Genomic DNA, 16,747 nt, shown 5'->3' on the forward strand with positions numbered 1-16,747 from the left:
CAAGTCGCTCGTAGGAGCGGCTTCACCCGCGACCGGCATTCCCGGTGCTCGACGGCTGCCACTCCGGAACGGCAAACGACCGCGGCGCCGGCATGCGTGCCATCCGGCAACCGCGTCGTTTACGGATGCGAATGCCCATGCGCATGGCCATGCCCGTGCGCACGATGGCCATGGGCATGATCGTGCGCGTAATGACCCTGCCCATGATGATCGTGACCACCGCCCTCGCCCGCCGCGGCCGGCGCGCCACACGGTGTGGCGCCGCAATGGCCGGCTTCCATCTGCAGGGTGATGTGGTCGATGTCGAAACGCGCATGCAGGCCATCGCAGAGCGCGGCACGCAATGCGTCGGCGTCGGCACCCTCGGCCACCACCACGTGCGCGGTCAGCGCCGGGGTGCTGGAGGCCAGTGCCCATACGTGCAGGTCATGCACGCTGGCCACGCCAGGCGCCGCCTGCAGGTAGCCGCGCACCGCATCCAGGTCCACGCCCTTGGGCACGCCTTCCAGCAGCACGTTGATCGCCTCGCGCAGCAATACCCAGGTCCGCGGCAGCACCCACAGGCCGATCAGCACCGCCAGGATCGGATCGATCAGCTTCCAGCCGGTGACACGGATCGCCAGCGCGCCGACGATCACCGCGACCGAACCGAGCATGTCGCTCCACACTTCCAGATAGGCGCCCTTCATGTTGAGGCTCTCGCCGCTGCCGGCCTTGAGCAGGCGCATCGAGATCAGGTTGATCAGCAGGCCGAACGCGGCGATGCCGAGCATGCCGACGGTGGCGATCTCCTGCGGCTGGCGGAACCGCTGCACCGCCTCCCACAGGATGTAGCCGGCCACCACGAACAGCAGCGCGCCGTTGACCAGCGCACCCAGCGCCTCCAGCCGCGCATAGCCGTAGCTGCGCTTGGCATCGGGCGGGCGCCGGCTCAGCCGCACCGCGATCAGGGCGATCATCAGCGCCAGCGTGTCGGTGGCCATGTGCGCGGCGTCGGACAACAGCGCCAGGCTGTTGGTGACGAAGGCGCCGGCCACTTCCACCACCAGGAACAGCGCGGTGAGGCCGAGCGCCCACCACAGGGGCTGCTCGTGACGGATCTCGGTGGGGGCGTGGCTGTGATCGTGTCCCATTGGGCGACCGGGCGGCGATGCGGGGAAGATGGCCGCTACCTTAGGCCGCCGCCTGTGCGGAGACTATTACACCGCCGCTGCGGCCGCCTGCCCCGGCACGAACACCGCGCGCACGCAGCCGTCGTGCTTGTGCTTGAACAGGTCGTAGCCGCGCGCCGCCTCCTCCAGCGGCATCCGGTGCGTGGCCAGGAAGCGCGTCTTGAACGCGCCGCTGCGCGCCAGCTCCAGCAGGCGCGGCACGTAGTGCTGGCCGTGCTGCTGGGCGGTGCGTACGGTCATTCCCTTGTTCATCACCGCACCGAGCGGGAACTTGTCCATCAGCCCGTACACGCCCAGGATCGACAGCGTGCCGCCCTTGCGGCAGGCCAGGATCGCCTCGCGCAAGGCCTGACCGCGATCGGTGTGCAGGTGCAGCGCCTGCTTGACCCGGTCGTAGGCGTAGCCGAGGCCGGTGCCGTGCGCCTCCATGCCGACCGCATCGATGCAGGCATCGGGGCCGCGTCCGCCGGTCATTTCGCGCAGCATCTCGACCACGCTGTCGACCGCGCTGTAATCGATCACCTCGTTGCCGAGCACGTCGCGCGCCAGCGCCAGCCGCTCGGGCAGGCGATCGATGGCGATGACCCGCTCGGCACCCAGCAGCCGCGCGCTCTGCTGCGCCATCAGCCCGACCCCACCGCACCCCCACACCGCCACGGTCGCGCCGGGCTGGATGTTGCAGAAATCGGCGCCCATGAAGCCGGTGGGGCCGGCGTCGGACAGGAACAGCGCGTCCTCGTCGTCCACCTCCTCCGGGATGGCGAAGCAGCCGACGTCGGCATGTGGCACGCGGATGAAGTCCGCATGCGAGCCGGCATAGCCGCCGAAGGCGTGGGTGTAGCCGTAGATGCCGGCGGTCGGATAGCCGAGCAACGGCTCCTGCATCTCCCAGTTGGGGTTGGTGTTGTCGCACAGCGAGAATTCCTGGCGCCCGCAGTGCCAACATTCGCCGCAGGAAATGAACGAGGGCACCACCACGCGCTGGCCGACGCGCAGGTTGCGCACCTGCGGTCCGACCTCGACCACTTCGCCCATGAATTCGTGGCCGATGATGTCGCCTTCGCGCATCGTCGGCAGGTAGCCGTCGATGAAATGCAGGTCCGAGCCGCAGGTGGTGCTGAGGCCGACTTTCAGGATGACATCGCGTGGGTTGACGATGCGTGGGTCGGGAACCGTTTCCACCCGCAGATCGTTGACGCCGTTCCAGCACAGTGCGCGCATGGCGGACTCCTAGTGTTCGTGGTGGTCGCGGCCGCGCGCGGACGGGTTGTCGCGCAACGTCGGCACTTCGCCGCACTCGATCCAGGCCTTGAACCGATGCAACACCTTGCCGACCAGCGCATCCGGGGCGGCGCCGACCAACTTGGCCACGGCCTGGGCGACGATGCCGCCCTCGACGCGGTACTCCACCGCCAGGGTGGTTTCGCAGCCGAATCCGTCCGGTGCGGCACGCACGCTCAGCGTGGTCTGCAGATGCAGGCCGTGCTCGCCGCTGCCCACATAGCTGACCGATTCGCCAAGACAGGCCTCGCCGCGCCGGTACTCCAGTTCGAGGTGGCGTTCCAACGGCAGGCGCAAGCGCCAATGCGAGGCGTAACCGTCGCCCGACTGCAGCTCGGCCAGGCCCGACAGCACCTGTTGCTGCACGCCGACGTCGCACCAGGCATCGAGGATCTGATGCGGTTCGCCCAGAATGCTGAGGGTACGGACCAGGCGCGTGCCGTCCAGGGTAACGGCCGCGTCGGTGACCGGGGATTCGCGCATGGGAAGGCTCCTGGCAGGACCGGAACGATCGCGATGCGGGTCACGGCGTGGCGGCCGCGACCCGCAGCGCAGTTCAGCGGGTGGACGCGGCCGGCGGCGTGCCGGCACTCTGCAACTGCTGCGCCTTGGCCAGGTGCTCGGCCACGTGCGCGCGGGTAGTGCGCAGGTGCGCGGCGACCTCCGGAGTCTTGGCCGCGGGGATCAGGGTGCTGTCGAGCATCTGCAGCGCCGCCTGGTGGTCCTTGACCATCGCCATCACGTAGGCCTGCGCGAAGCGGTCGCCGTCCAGTGCCTGCAGCTTGCCGGCTTCCGCCTTGGCCTTCTGCATCTGCTGCTGCGCCGGTGCGGCCTTGGCATCTGGGCCCCACGGTGCGATCTTGGCGTTGTTGTCCGAATGTTCCTTGACCATCTGCGTGGCGTAATCGCGCACCGGGCCCTTCACCTGCTTCTGCAAGGCCAGGTTGCCGGCGTTGATCTCGCTGGTATTGATCGCCGACAGCACGCCGAGCGCCTGCTTTTCGTTGAGCGCAGACGCGCGCGCGCCTTGTGCGCCCTGCATGCCGGACGACGTCTGCGCCGCAGACGTCGATGGCGTTTGCTGTTGCATCGCGCCGGGATCGCGACTGCCGGCCTGGCCGGAGGTGTCGGTCTGCGCATGAGCAAGGCCGACGCCGAGAACCGACATCAGCGCCAGAGAAAGACCGGAACGGTAGCTACGCATGACAGTGTCCTTTGCATGAGAGGTGCTGCGCATGCTCCGCGGCGCGTCGTGAGCGCATGGTTGAACGCGAGTGCAGGCGATGCGAAATGCTGCGAGCGCAAACAAATCGGCGCGGCCGCGCGATGCTGCGCACCGGGCGCCTGTGATGGCTGTGGCCATTGACGCCACCGCGATCCGCGCGTCACGCCGCGCGACGTGCCGCGGCCCATGCTGGAGCGAACCCGTTTGCGGAGCACAGCACATGGCACAACGACATCTCCCGCTGGCGCAACAGGTGATCGTGATCACCGGCGCCTCCAGCGGCATCGGCCTGTGTACCGCGCTGCTGGCCGCCGAGCGTGGCGCCCGCGTGGTGCTGGTGGCGCGCAGCCAGGGTGTGCTCGATGCGACCGTGCAGACCATCCGCGATGCCGGTGGCGAGGCGATCGCGGTGGTCGCCGACGTGGCCGAGCGCACGCAGCTCGACGAGGCCGCAGCGACGGCGATCCGGCACTTCGGCCGCATCGACACCTGGGTGAACAATGCCGGCGTGGCGATCTACGGCAAGCTCGCCGACGTCGACGAGGGCGACAGCAGGCGCCTGTTCGACGTGAACTTCTGGGGCGTGGTGCATGGCTCGATGGCGGCGCTGCCGCATCTGCTGGCCTCGCGCGGCAGCCTGGTCAACCTGGGCAGCGAGGCCTCCGAGGCGGTGATTCCGCTGCAGGGCATGTATGCCGCTTCCAAGCATGCGGTCAAGGGCTTCACCGACACCTTGCGGATCGAACTGGAGCACCTGGACGATGCGCCGGTGTCGGTGGTGCTGATTCAGCCGACCGCGGTGAACACGCCGTATCCGCAGCATGCACGCAACTACCTGCGCGAGGAACCGACGCTGCCCAAGCCGATGATCGCGCCGCTGCGGGTGGCCGAGGCGATCCTGCACGCGGCCGAACACGGCGGCCGCGACGTGAAAGTGGGCTTCCTGGCCAGCGCCAACGTGGCGATGACCCATCTGCTGCCGCGCCTGGCCGACCGGCTCTCGGCCCTGCGCAGCGAACGGCAGCGGCAGGCGCAACCGGCGCGCGATCGGCAGGGCACGCTGTACCGTGCCGGCGAGAGCGGCCGCATCCACGGCGACTGACCGCGGCGCAGCGCGCCGGCGCTACGGCAACCAGCGCAGCAGCAGCACGCTGAGGCTGGCCAGTGCCAACAGCGATAGCGTTCCGGCCGCCAGCACGCGGCCACCGGACGCGAGCACGCTGCGCAGGTTCACCGACAGGCCCAGCGCGGCCATCGCCACCAGGGTGAACAGCAACGACAGCGCTTGCGCCGCCTCGATCAGCGGCGCCGGCAGCACGCCCAGCGCGCGCAGGCCCATCATGCCGACGAAGCCGAACACGAACCACGGCACCAGCGCGTGCGCCGGGCGCCGCTGCGCCGGCGATCCGCCGTGGATCAGCCCCAGCAACAGCATCACCGGCCCCAGCATCAGCACCCGCATCAGCTTGACCAGTGCACCCACCTGCGCGCTCACCGCGCCCACCGGCACAGTCGCCGCCAGCACCTGCGGCACCGCGTACACGGTCAGACCGGCGAGGATGCCGTAGTGACGCTGGTCTAACCCCAGCAACGGCACCGCCAGCGGCAGCAGCAACACCACCAGCACGCCAAGCGCAGCGGTGAAGGCGATCGCCGCGGCCACGTCGTCGGAGTCGGCGTCGATCACCGGCGCCGCGGCGACGATCGCCGAATTGCCACAGATCGCGTTGCCGCAGGCGACCAGGGTGGCCAGGCGCGACGGCAGCCCCAGCGCGCGGCCGATGCCGTAGCCGAGGGCGATCGCCAGCACCACCACCCCGGCGATGACGCCCAGCAACAGGCCGCCGGCCGCGCCGATGGCGCCGATGCCGACCGACGCGCCGAGCAGCACGATCGCCAGTTCCAGCGGCAGCTTGGCGGCGAAGGCGATGCCGGCGTGGCTGGACGGCGGCAGCCGCCAGGCCGTGCGCAGCAGCGTGCCCAGCACGATCGCGAACACCAGCGCGTCGATCCAGCGCCGGCCCAGCCACTGCAGTTGCGCGCGCTCGGCCAGCCACGCCAGCGCCGCCACGGCGATGGCCAGGGCCAGCCCGGGCAGCAAGGTCGAACGTCTGTGCAGTTGCGTAAGCATGGGAACGAACCGGATCGAAGTGGCGGCAGCGTGCGACTGCAAACCGTTTGATTCCATCGCATAATGGTGCACATTTCATTCGACCATCCCGAATGGTTGCCGCATGACCCTGGAACAACTCGCGCTGTTCGTGGCGGTGGCCGAACGCCAGCACCTGACCCTGGGCGCGCACGCCGCGCATCGCACGCCGTCGGCGGCCAGCGCCGCGATCAAGGCACTCGAGCATCGATACGGGGTCGCGCTGTTCGACCGGGTCGGCCGCGGCGTGGTACTGACCGCGGCCGGTGCCGCGTTCTGCGAGGACGCCAAGGCGATCCTGGCGCGCAGCCGCGCCGCCGAACTGGCCCTGAGCGAATGGCGCGGCGTGCTGCGCGGCACGCTCGACCTGCACGCCAGCCAGACCGTGGCCAGCTATTGGCTGCCGACCCGGCTGATGGCGTTCCATGCGCGCTATCCGCAGATCGAGATCCGCCTGAGCGTGGGCAACACCGACAGCGTGGCGCGCGCGGTGCGCGAGGGGCGCGCCGAACTGGGCTTCGTCGAGGGCGGCGTGCAGGCCCCCGAGTTGCTGAGTTCGCCGCTGGACCACGATCGGCTGCGCGTGGTCGCCGCGCCGGACCATCCGTTGGCGGGGCGTCGCCGCCCCGGGCTGGCACGGCTGGTCGCCGACAGCACCTGGATCATGCGCGAACCCGGCTCGGGCACCCGCTCGGCGTTCGAGGCGGCACTGCGCGCCGCCGGCATCGCCCCGGAGTGCCTGCGCGTGGCCCTGTCCCTGCCCTCCAACGAAGCGGTGCTGTCGGCGGTGCAGGCCGGGCACAGCCTGGCGGCGATCTCGCAACTGGCCGCGGCCCCGTGGCTGGAGAGTGGCCGCCTGCAGCCCCTCGCCGTGGCGCTGGGCGAACGCAGCTTCCATGCGCTGCGCCACCGCGAGCGCAGCCTGGGTGCGGCGGCCGCGGCCCTGCTGGGCTTGCAGGCCGCGTCCGCCGCGGCCTGAGAGTCGCGCGGACCGGCAGCGGGACCCGGCGCGCGACATCCATTCCAAAACGAGATAGCCCTCGGCAAATGCTTCATTGGAATGGAATGCCTGGCGCTTCTATCCTCGCTCCCGGTCTCTCGCGCGCCAAGGCAGCGAATCGGGGATGTCCGTGCAGCCATCGCCGGACATGCCGCGCCCGCCCCGCCACGCCGACAGACACGTCATCGAGGACAACGATCGGGACAGCCTGCCGTCATGCAGGGCCGCCCTGCCGGTGCCCCCAGGACCGGATTTTTTCGGTCCATGCCAACTTGATCGGTCACTTTTTGTCCTGGGAGGGAACAAAAATGCCTTTGGAACAGCTCCGTCGCCCGGCCGGCCGGCGCGCGCACCGCCCTGCCGCCCGCAATCTGCTGGGCGCGGCCATCGTCCTGGCCCTGTCCGGCAGCTTCGCCGCGCACGCGCAGAGCACCCCCGCCGATCCGGCGGCCGCGGCCACGCCGCCCGCCACGACCGACGCCAAGAACGGCCAGCAGCCGGTCACCCTGGACAACGTGATGGTAGTCGGCCAGCGCGCCAGCCTGGAACAGGCGGTGCAGGCCAAGCAGCTCGACGACCACGTGGTCGAGGTCATCTCCGCCGACAACATGGGGCAGATGCCCAACGTCACCGTGGCCGAGGCGCTGGTGCGCCTGCCCGGCGTCAACGGCACCCGCGACCGCGGCAACGAAAGCCTGGCCACGGTGCGCGGCCTCGGCCCGCGCATGACCATGGGCACGGTCAACGGCCGCGAGATCGCCTCCTCCGAACCCAACCGCGCGGTGCGCTGGGAAGTGTTCCCCACCGAGATCGTCTCCACCGTCAAGGTCTACAAGACCCCGTCGGCGGACCTGATCGCCGGCGGCATCGCCGCCACCGTGGACATCTCCACCATCAATCCGCTCGACCACACCGGCCCGACCTTCGTCGCCACCGCCGGCCCGGTGTACTACGACGAGGCCAAGGACGCACGCGACTATTCGCCGTGGGGCCAGCGCCTGGGCGCGAGCTGGATCCACCGCATCAACGACAACCTCGCGGTCGCGCTCGGCGCCACCTACCAGAAGCAGAAGAACGCCGGCGTCTCGATCGGCACCTGGGGCTACACCGACGCCAGCAACGCGCGCGACGTCGATGGCGACGGCAAGGTCGACTACACACCGTGGGGCGCGGCCGACCAGCTCAAGCTGACCGAGCAGACCCGCACCGGCGCCATGGGCACCGTGCAATGGCGCTCGGGCAACCTGGAACTCAAGCTCGACGGCCTGTACTCGCGCATCCGCATCGACGAGGACCAGCGCCAGAACTGGTTCAACAACCTCGGCTACAGCATCTACTCGGCCAGCAATCCGTACACCACGCCCGGCTCGTCCTACACCATCGTCGATGGCGACGTGGTCGCCGGCACCCTGGCCAATTCCAGGCTGCAGGTGGACCACGTCATCGCCAACTACGACGAGGTCAAGACACTGGCGGCCGGCGGCCTCAACGCCAAGTGGCGCGGCGACGTGTGGACGCTGGGCAGCGACCTGTCGTTCTCGCAGGCCAAGCGCGACAACGACTGGCGCGCGGTGCGCTTCGGCAGCAATCCGGACACGGTATCGTTCGACTTCCGCCACGGCGTCACCCCCACCATCAGCACCAGCTCCGATGCGCCGGAATGGGGCATCAGCGGCCAGACCGAGCCGCAGGCGCTGCGCGACCGCATCGCCGCGCTGGCGCTGAGCGCCAGCCGCTCGATCGAGAATTCGCCGATCACCGCACTGGAATTCGGTGCGCGCGCCGCGCGCCGCGAGAAGCAGAACCGCCACTTCACCAGTTCCCAGTCCGGCTACGGCCAGCCGATCTCGGCCTACCAGGACCTGATCTACCCGGTGACGATGCCGGACCTGAACGTGCCGACCCTGACCGGCGGCGACCTGGACGCGATCGCCAGGCTCGGCTTCGGCGGCTTCGATCCCAGCCTGGCCGTCGAACAGCGCCTGGACCACTGGAACGTCGAGGAAAACGTGCGCGAGGCCTTCGCCAAGGCGGTGTTCAGTTCGCAGTGGTTCGGCGTGGACGTCACCGGCAACGCCGGCGTGCGCGTGGTCCACACCGATACCGACAGCCACGGCTACGACACCGTCGGCGGCGTGGTGCAGCCGAGCAGCGCGGGCAAGACCTACACCGACGTGCTGCCCAGCGCCACGGTCAACTTCCTGATCGATCCCGAGCGCATCCTGCGCGTCTCGGTAGCCAAGGTGATGGCGCGGCCGCCGCTGGACGAACTGCGCACCGGGCGCGCGCTCGACGACCCCAACACCACCGTCGGCCAGCTCACCGGCAGCGGCGGCAACCCGCAGCTCAATCCGTTCCGCGCCACCCAGCTCGACCTGTCCTACGAGTGGTACTTCCACAAGGAAGCGCTGGCGGCGCTGGCGCTGTACCGCAAGTGGGTGGATTCGAGCATCGGCTACAAGACCCAGCACGAGACCATCGACGGCCGCGACTACCTGATCAGCGGCCCGTTCAACGGCGGCGGCGGCTACATCAACGGCGCCGAACTGACCTTCCAGACCCCGTTCTTCTTCATCCCGCACATGGAGAACTTCGGCATCTACTCCAACTACTCGTACGTGGAATCCAACCTGCACGAGTTCTCGCCAGCGGACAATCCGCTGCCGCTCAGCGGCCTGGCGCGCAACACCGGCACGCTGGACCTCTGGTACAACAACGGCAGCTTCGAGGCGCGGATCGGCTACAAGTACCACAGCCCCTACACCGTGGTGTACGGCTGGAACGCGGCGCGGCTGGCGCGGCTGGAGAGCGAAGGCACGGTGGACCTGAGCCTGGCCTGGCGCTACAGCGAGCACCTGGGCTTCAAGTTCCAGGTCGGCAACCTGACCAACGAGCCGCTGCGCGCGTACAGCGACAACAAGCGCAACCGGCTCGCCAACCAGGACGACGGCGGCTACCAACTGTTCGGCCGCCGCTTCGCCCTGGAAGCGACCTACACGTTCTGAGCCGCCGGAGACCCGCATGCGATCCCAACGCACCTGGCTGCCGGCGCTCGCGCTGGCCCTCGCCGCCGCCCTCGCCGCGCCCGTGGCCGGCGCGGGCCCGCTGTACCTCGGCGCCGACCTGTCCTACGTCAACGAGATGGAGGATTGCGGCGTGCAGTACCGCGACCACGGCACGGTGCGCGACCCGTTCGAGCTGTTCCACGCGCACGGCGCCAACCTGGTGCGCGTGCGCCTGTGGAACGATGCGCGCTGGACCCGCTACAGCGACCTGAGCGACGTCAAGAAGACCATCCGCCGCGCGCGCGCGCAGGGCATGCAGGTGCTGCTGGACTTCCACTACTCCGACGATTGGGCCGACGGCGACAAGCAACTGATCCCCAAGGCCTGGGCCAACATCACCGACCAGGACGAACTGGCGCGCACGCTGTACGGCTTCACCTACGACACGCTCAGCGCGCTGGACCGCGCCGGGCTGATGCCGGAACTGGTGCAGGTGGGCAACGAAAGCAATTCCGACCTGATGGACAGCCAGCCCTGGGACAAGCGCCGGCCGATCGACTGGACCCGCAACGCCAAGCTGTTCAACGCCGGCATCCAGGCGGTGCGCGACGCCGGCGCGCGCTCGACGATCAAGCCCAAGGTGATGCTGCATATCGCCCAGCCGGAGAACGTGGAGCCGTGGTTCGCCGACGCCGCCAAGGCCGGCGTGCGCGACTTCGACTTCATCGGCATCAGCTACTACCGCAAGTGGTCGCGCGAGACCATGGACCAGCTCGGCGCCACCATCAAGCGCCTGCGCCAGCGCTATCGGGCCGAGGTGATGGTGGTGGAGACCGCCTACCCGTGGACGCTGGAGAGCGGCGACCCCTCGCCCAACCTGCTCGGCGCCGACTCGCTGATCAAGGGCTACCCGGCCACGCCGCAGGGCCAACTGAAGTACCTGGTCGACCTCACCCAACTGGTGATCGACAACGGCGGCAGCGGCGTCGTGTATTGGGAGCCGGCGTGGACCAGCAACACCTGCAAGACCCGCTGGGGCGTCGGCTCCTCGTGGGAGAACGCCAGCTTCTTCGACTTCCGCCACGGCAACGAACTGCTGCCCGGCATCGGCTTCATGCAGCACGCCTACCGGCCGGCGCCGGCCACAGCAGCGGGCAAGGCCAACGCGCCGGCGCAGGACGCGCAGCCATGATCGAACTGAGCCGCCGCGACCTGCTGCGCTCGCTGGTCGCCGGCGGCGTGCAGGTGGCGGTCCCCGGCGCGGCCGCGGCCCTGGCGCCGGCCGCGCTGGCCGCCACGCCCGCCAGCGGCAGCGCCGCGCTGCCGCTGGCGCTGGACCTGGACGACGACGCACCGCGCCGGCGCCTGCTGTGCGATACCGGCTGGCGTTTCCATCTCGGCCACGCCGACGACCCGGCGCGCGACTTCCATTTCGGCACCTTCCAGCGCACCTACGCCAAGGCAGGCAAGGACACCGCCGACGCCGCTCTGCTCGCCTTCGACGACAGCAACTGGGAGCGCATCGACCTGCCGCACGACTGGGCGGTGGCGCTGCCCCCGCGCCAGGACCCGACCTCCACCCTGGTCAACAGCGAAGACCCGGCCGCCGCGCACGGCTACATGCCGCTGGGCCGCACCGATCCGCAAACCAGCATCGGCTGGTACCGCCGCGTGCTGGAGATTCCGGCCGAGGACCTGGGCAAGCGGATCAGCCTGGAATTCGACGGCGTGTTCCGCGATTGCATCGTGTTCTGCAACGGCCACATCGTCGGCCGCAACGGCAGCGGCTACTGCGGCTTCGAGGTCGACCTCAGCGACGTGCTCGACTACGGCGCCAGGAACATCATCGCCGTACGCGTGGACGCCACCCTCGGCGAGGGCTGGTTCTACGAAGGCGCCGGCATCTACCGCCACGTCTGGCTGCGCACCACCGACGCGCTGCACGTGCCGATGGACGGCGTGTTCGTGCGCAGCGCCTGGGACGGCGGCGACGCGCAGGCCCTGGTCGAGACCGAGCTTGGCAACAATGGCGCCACGCCGCGCCAGTGCAACGTGGTGTCGGTGATCCGCGCGCCCGACGGGCGCATCGTCGCCCAGGCCAGCTCGGCGCCGGTCACGGTCGAACCGGGCGTGGTGCAGCGCGTGCAGCAGTCCCTGGACCTGGGCACGCCCGCGCCGTGGTCGCCGGAAAACCCACAACGCTACACGCTGTCCACGCGCGTGCTCGGCGATGGCCGTACCTGCGACGCGACCACGACGCACTTCGGCGTGCGCCGCCTGCAGTTCGATCCGCAGCGCGGCCTGCTGCTCAACGGCGCCGTCTACAAGCTGCACGGCACCAACAACCACCAGGACCATGCCGGCGTCGGCACCGCCATTCCCGACCGACTGCACGAATGGCGCCTGCACCAGCTCAAGTCGATGGGCTGCAATGCCTACCGCAGCGCGCACAACCCGGCCTCGCCGGCGGTGCTGGAGCTGTGCGACCGGCTGGGCCTGCTGCTGATCGACGAGACCCGGCGCATGTCCTCCGACGACGAGGCCATGGCCGAACTGACCGCGATGGTGCGGCGCGGCCGCAACCATCCCTGCGTGATGCTGTGGTCGCTGGGCAACGAGGAGCCGCAGATGGTCACCGCGCGCGGCGCGCGCATCGTCGCGCGCATGCAGCGCCTGGTCCGCCGACTGGACCCGACCCGCCCTACCACCTTCGCCATGGACAAGGGCTTCGACGACGGCGTCGGCCAGGTCGTGGACGTGGTCGGCTTCAACTACCGCACCACGCAGATGGACGCCTTCCATGCGCGCCATCCGCAGATCCCGGTCTACGGCAGCGAAACCGGCAGCACCGTCGGCGTGCGCGGCAACTACCGCACCGACGACGTGCGCGGCTACGCCCGCGCCTACGACCTCGACTATCCCTGGTGGGCCAGCAGCGCCGAAGCCTGGTGGAGCTATGTCGCGCAGCGCCCGTACATCGCCGGCGGCTTCGTCTGGACCGGCTTCGACTACCGCGGCGAGCCGACCCCGTACAACCGCTGGCCGAACGTGGCCTCGCAGTTCGGCATCCTCGACAGTTGCGGCTTCCCCAAGGACAACTACTGGTACTACCGCGCGCAATGGACCGCCGAGCCGGTGCTGCACCTGTTTCCGCACTGGAACTGGGACGGCCTGCTGGACGAGCGCGACAACGGCATGGTCGACGTGTGGTGCCACAGCAACCTGGACGCGGTGGAACTGCTGGTCAACGGCATCAGCCAGGGCCTGCAGCAGGTGCCGGCCTACGGCCACGTCGAGTGGCGCGTGCGCTACGCGCCCGGCCGCATCGAAGCGCGCGGCTACCGTGACGGCAAGCAGGTGCTGACGCAACGCCGCGAAACCGTCGGCGCGCCGGCCGCGGTCCGCCTGCGCTGCGATCGGCCGAATCTGCTGGCCGACGCCGAGGACGTGGCCGTGGTCGCGGTGGAGATCGTCGACGCGCAGGGCCGCATCGTGCCCACCGCCGGCGACACCGTGCACTTCGCCGTCCGCGGTCCCGGTCGCCTGATCGGCGTGGGCAACGGCGACCCGTCCAGCCACGAACGCGACAAGGCCGACCAGCGCCGCGCCTTCAACGGCCTGTGCATGGCGTTGCTGCAGACCACGCGCACGGTCGGCACGCTGACGTTGGAGGCCACGGCGCCCGGGTTTGCCTCGGCGCGGCTGGCGCTGCCGGTGGAACGCGCGCGGTCGCGGCCGTTCGTGGCCTGAGCGATGCCGCGGCCATGCCCAGCATGGCCGCGCTCCACTACTGCTTGATCGGCAACCGGCGCTCACTTTCCGGGCGGCACCTGCGCGCCCGATCGCGCGCCGCGCTCCATCCAGCGTGGGCGGCGGCAACGCGGATAGGTCGCCCGCAACCCCAATCCACTAAACTTGCCTCCCCCACGGGCGGCCTGCCGCCCCATGCCCCTGTCGCAGCGGCGGCGCATCCCATGCGCTGCCGCCCCGCACGTCCGCACGAAGGCGCCATGACCTCCGAGAAAGTCCCCGAACACACCCCGCTGATGAAGCAGTTCTTCGCCGCCAAGTCCGAGTATCCGGACCTATTGCTGTTCTTCCGCATGGGCGATTTCTACGAACTGTTCTACGACGACGCGCGCAAGGCCGCGCGGCTGCTGGACATCACCCTGACCCAGCGTGGCAGTTCCGGCGGAGCACCGATTCCGATGGCCGGGGTGCCGGTGCATGCCTACGAGGGCTATCTGGCGCGGCTGGTGGCGCTGGGCGAGTCGGTGGCGATCTGCGAGCAGATCGGCGATCCGGCCCTGGCCAAGGGCCTGGTCGAGCGCAAGGTGGTGCGGATCGTCACCCCCGGCACGGTGACCGACGAGGCCTTGCTGGACGAGCGCCGCGACACCTTGCTGATGGCCATCGCGCGCACCAAGCAGGGCTACGGCCTGGCCTGGGCCGACCTGGCCGGCGGCCGCTTCCTGGTCAACGAGGTGGACAGCGAGGACGCGCTGGAAGCGGAACTGGCGCGGCTGGAGCCGGCCGAGCTGCTGGTGCCCGACGAGGACCAGTGGCCGGAATTCCTGCGTGAGCGCCGCGGCGTGCGCCGCCGTCCGCCGTGGCTGTTCGACGCCGACAGCGGCCGCCGCCAACTGCTGGCGTTCTTCCAGTTGCACGATCTGAGCGGCTTCGGCATCGACGACAAGCCGCGCGCCACCGCCGCCGCCGGCGCCCTGCTCGGCTATGTGGAAGAAACCCAGAAGCAGCGCCTGCCGCACCTGACCGCGATCGCGATGGAGACCGCCGGCGAGGCGATCGCGATGAACGCGGCCACCCGCCGCCATCTGGAACTGGACACGCGCGTCGACGGCGACACCCGCAACACCCTGCTCGGCGTGCTCGACAGCACGGTGACGCCGATGGGCGGGCGCCTGCTGCGGCGCTGGCTGCATCGTCCGTTGCGCCTGCGCGAGGTGCTGGTGCAGCGCCACCACGCGGTCGGCACGCTGATCGATCGTGGCGCCGATGCCGACCTGCGCGAGGCGTTCCGCGCGCTCGGCGACGTCGAACGCATCCTCACCCGCGTCGCCCTGCGCTCGGCGCGCCCGCGCGACTTCTCCACCCTGCGCGATGGCCTGGGCCTGTTGCCGAAGGTGCGCGCGATCCTGGCGCCGCTGGATTCGCCGCGGCTGGCAGCGCTGGCCGCGGAGCTGGGCCAGCATGACGAGATCGCGCACCTGTTGGCGGCGGCGATCGCCGAACAGCCGCCGCTCAAGCTCAGCGACGGCGGCGTCATCGCCGCCGACTACGACGCCGAGCTGGACGAACTGCGCCGGCTCAGCACCAACGCCGACCAGTTCCTGATCGACCTGGAAGCGCGCGAACGCGCCAGCAGCGGCATCGCCACGCTGAAGGTCGGCTACAACCGCGTGCACGGTTACTACATCGAGATCAGCAAGGGCCAGGCCGACAAGGCGCCGGTGCACTACAGCCGCCGCCAGACCCTGACCAACGCCGAGCGCTACATCACCGAAGAACTGAAGAACTTCGAGGACAAGGTGCTGTCGGCACGCGAGCGCGCGCTGTCGCGCGAGAAGCTGCTCTACGAAGGCCTGCTGGACACGCTGGGCGAGCGCCTGGAGCCGCTCAAGCGCGCCGCCGCCGCGCTCAGCGAGCTGGACGTGCTGGCCGGCTTCGCCGAACGCGCACAGGCGCTGGACTGGACCCAGCCGGAGCTGGACAGCGGCGCCTGCCTGCGCATCGAACGCGGCCGCCACCCGGTGGTGGAAGCGGTGCGCGAGCAGCCGTTCGAACCCAACGACCTGGACCTGCACCCCGACCGGCGCATGCTGGTGATCACCGGTCCGAACATGGGCGGTAAGTCCACCTACATGCGCCAGAACGCGCTGATCGTGCTGCTCGCGCACATCGGCAGCTACGTGCCGGCACGGCGCGCGGTGATCGGCCCGATCGACCGCATCCTCACCCGCATCGGCGCCGGCGACGATCTGGCCCGCGGCCAATCCACCTTCATGGTCGAAATGGCCGAGACCAGCTACATCCTGCATCACGCCACCGCGCAGTCGCTGGTGCTGATGGACGAGATCGGCCGCGGCACCTCCACCTACGACGGCCTGGCCCTGGCCGATGCGGTGGCGCGCCACCTCGCCCACCACAACCGCTGCTACACGCTGTTCGCCACGCACTATTTCGAGCTGACCGCGCTGGCCGACGAATCGGTCGAAGGCGGCCCCAGCGGCATCGCCAACGTGCACCTGGACGCAGTCGAGCACGGCGACCGCCTGGTGTTCATGCACGCGGTCAAGGACGGCCCGGCCAACCGCAGCTTCGGCCTGCAGGTGGCGGCGCTGGCCGGCCTGCCCAAGGCCACCGTGGCGCAGGCGCGGCGGCGCCTGGCGGAACTGGAGCAGCGCGGCGGCGAGAGCCATGCCTCACAGATGGCACCGCAGGCGCTGGACGCGCCGCAGCAGTTCGGCCTGTTCGCGGCCACGCCGTCCGCCGCGCAGGAAGCGCTGGCCGCACTGGACCCGGACGAACTCACGCCCAAGCAGGCGCTGGAGGCGCTGTACCGGCTCAAGTCGCTGCTGTAGGCGGCCTGCGGATTTAGCCCCTCTCCCACCGGGGGAGGGGTTGGGGTGAGGGTCCGGCGCGAAGCGTCTCGCCGCGTCAGGACGCACGACGCTGCGCCCGCACCCTCATCTGCCCCTGCGGGGCACCTTCTCCCCAAAAGGGAGCCATGGTCCCGGCGGGACAAGGGAAGCGCCGTAGCCCCTCTCCCACCGGGAGAGGGGTTGGGGTGAGGGTCCGGCCACACGGCATACCCAACCACCCCTCTCCCACCGGGAGAGGGGTTGGGGCGAGGGTCCGGCCACACGGCATACCCAACCGCCAGTCATCCACATC

At 70.0% G+C, this 16,747-nt stretch carries 11 protein-coding genes; 6 read left to right on the forward strand and 5 right to left on the reverse strand.

What is annotated here, in order from left to right; translation table 11 throughout:
* Positions 1 to 119: 119 nt before the first annotated feature.
* The 4 genes from FHR56_RS10025 to FHR56_RS10040 form a co-directional block, all read right to left on the reverse strand.
* Positions 120 to 1,133: a cation diffusion facilitator family transporter gene (locus FHR56_RS10025; RefSeq protein WP_160948330.1), complete on the reverse strand. Its 1,014-nt coding sequence runs from the start codon at positions 1,131 to 1,133 to the stop codon at positions 120 to 122.
* 66 nt (positions 1,134 to 1,199) lie between these two features.
* Complete coding sequence (locus tag FHR56_RS10030; RefSeq protein WP_160948329.1) at positions 1,200 to 2,393, reverse strand: zinc-dependent alcohol dehydrogenase; 1,194 nt, start codon at positions 2,391 to 2,393, stop codon at positions 1,200 to 1,202.
* Between the two features lie 9 nt (positions 2,394 to 2,402).
* Positions 2,403 to 2,936 (reverse strand): hypothetical protein, encoded by a 534-nt coding sequence (locus tag FHR56_RS10035; protein ID WP_160948328.1) that lies wholly within the window; start codon positions 2,934 to 2,936, stop codon positions 2,403 to 2,405.
* Positions 2,937 to 3,009: 73 nt separating this feature from the next.
* Positions 3,010 to 3,621: a DUF4142 domain-containing protein gene (locus tag FHR56_RS10040; protein WP_160948357.1), complete on the reverse strand. Its 612-nt coding sequence runs from the start codon at positions 3,619 to 3,621 to the stop codon at positions 3,010 to 3,012.
* 277 nt (positions 3,622 to 3,898) lie between these two features.
* Here FHR56_RS10040 and FHR56_RS10045 point away from each other — a divergent pair, with 277 nt between their 5' ends.
* Complete coding sequence (locus FHR56_RS10045; RefSeq protein WP_160948327.1) at positions 3,899 to 4,780, forward strand: SDR family oxidoreductase; 882 nt, start codon at positions 3,899 to 3,901, stop codon at positions 4,778 to 4,780.
* Positions 4,781 to 4,801: 21 nt separating this feature from the next.
* Here FHR56_RS10045 and FHR56_RS10050 read toward each other — a convergent pair whose 3' ends face one another.
* The gene (locus tag FHR56_RS10050; protein ID WP_160948326.1) at positions 4,802 to 5,809 is read right to left on the reverse strand and encodes a putative sulfate exporter family transporter; all 1,008 of its coding nucleotides are present in this window, start codon (positions 5,807 to 5,809) and stop codon (positions 4,802 to 4,804) included.
* A 103-nt stretch (positions 5,810 to 5,912) separates the two neighbouring features.
* On the opposite strand from FHR56_RS10050, the gene FHR56_RS10055 reads away from it, so the two are divergent.
* The 5 genes from FHR56_RS10055 (at position 5,913) to mutS (ending at position 16,434) form a co-directional block, all read left to right on the forward strand.
* Positions 5,913 to 6,806, forward strand: coding sequence for a LysR substrate-binding domain-containing protein (locus FHR56_RS10055; RefSeq protein ID WP_160948325.1), 894 nt, complete (start codon positions 5,913 to 5,915; stop codon positions 6,804 to 6,806).
* A 329-nt stretch (positions 6,807 to 7,135) separates the two neighbouring features.
* The gene (locus FHR56_RS10060) at positions 7,136 to 9,832 is read left to right on the forward strand and encodes a TonB-dependent receptor (protein ID WP_237473370.1); all 2,697 of its coding nucleotides are present in this window, start codon (positions 7,136 to 7,138) and stop codon (positions 9,830 to 9,832) included.
* A gap of 16 nt (positions 9,833 to 9,848) precedes the next feature.
* A complete protein-coding gene (locus FHR56_RS10065) occupies positions 9,849 to 11,024 on the forward strand; it encodes an arabinogalactan endo-1,4-beta-galactosidase (RefSeq protein ID WP_160948324.1) in 1,176 nt (391 codons plus the stop codon).
* Positions 11,021 to 13,582, forward strand: a complete 2,562-nt coding sequence (gene galA / locus FHR56_RS10070; RefSeq protein WP_160948323.1) for a beta-galactosidase GalA — start codon at positions 11,021 to 11,023, stop codon at positions 13,580 to 13,582. The genes FHR56_RS10065 and galA overlap by 4 nt, the downstream gene beginning before the upstream one ends.
* A gap of 260 nt (positions 13,583 to 13,842) precedes the next feature.
* Positions 13,843 to 16,434, forward strand: coding sequence for a DNA mismatch repair protein MutS (gene mutS, locus FHR56_RS10075; RefSeq protein ID WP_160948322.1), 2,592 nt, complete (start codon positions 13,843 to 13,845; stop codon positions 16,432 to 16,434).
* The last annotated feature ends 313 nt before the right edge of the window (positions 16,435 to 16,747 follow it).

It is taken from the genome of Xanthomonas sp. F10, assembly GCF_014206815.1.
Lineage (GTDB): Bacteria > Pseudomonadota > Gammaproteobacteria > Xanthomonadales > Xanthomonadaceae > Xanthomonas_A > Xanthomonas_A indica.

Excerpts from the sequence above, each read along its gene's own strand:
- FHR56_RS10025 (WP_160948330.1), bottom strand. The coding sequence starts at position 1,133 with ATGGGACACGATCACAGCCACGCCCCCACCGAGATCCGTCACGAGCAG.
- FHR56_RS10065 (WP_160948324.1), top strand. The coding sequence starts at position 9,849 with ATGCGATCCCAACGCACCTGGCTGCCGGCGCTCGCGCTGGCCCTCGCC.
- FHR56_RS10040 (WP_160948357.1), bottom strand. The coding sequence starts at position 3,621 with ATGTCGGTTCTCGGCGTCGGCCTTGCTCATGCGCAGACCGACACCTCC.
- mutS (WP_160948322.1), top strand. The coding sequence starts at position 13,843 with ATGACCTCCGAGAAAGTCCCCGAACACACCCCGCTGATGAAGCAGTTC.
- FHR56_RS10030 (WP_160948329.1), bottom strand. The coding sequence starts at position 2,393 with ATGCGCGCACTGTGCTGGAACGGCGTCAACGATCTGCGGGTGGAAACG.
- FHR56_RS10035 (WP_160948328.1), bottom strand. The coding sequence starts at position 2,936 with ATGCGCGAATCCCCGGTCACCGACGCGGCCGTTACCCTGGACGGCACG.
- FHR56_RS10045 (WP_160948327.1), top strand. The coding sequence starts at position 3,899 with ATGGCACAACGACATCTCCCGCTGGCGCAACAGGTGATCGTGATCACC.
- FHR56_RS10055 (WP_160948325.1), top strand. The coding sequence starts at position 5,913 with ATGACCCTGGAACAACTCGCGCTGTTCGTGGCGGTGGCCGAACGCCAG.
- galA (WP_160948323.1), top strand. The coding sequence starts at position 11,021 with ATGATCGAACTGAGCCGCCGCGACCTGCTGCGCTCGCTGGTCGCCGGC.
- FHR56_RS10050 (WP_160948326.1), bottom strand. The coding sequence starts at position 5,809 with ATGCTTACGCAACTGCACAGACGTTCGACCTTGCTGCCCGGGCTGGCC.
- FHR56_RS10060 (WP_237473370.1), top strand. The coding sequence starts at position 7,136 with ATGCCTTTGGAACAGCTCCGTCGCCCGGCCGGCCGGCGCGCGCACCGC.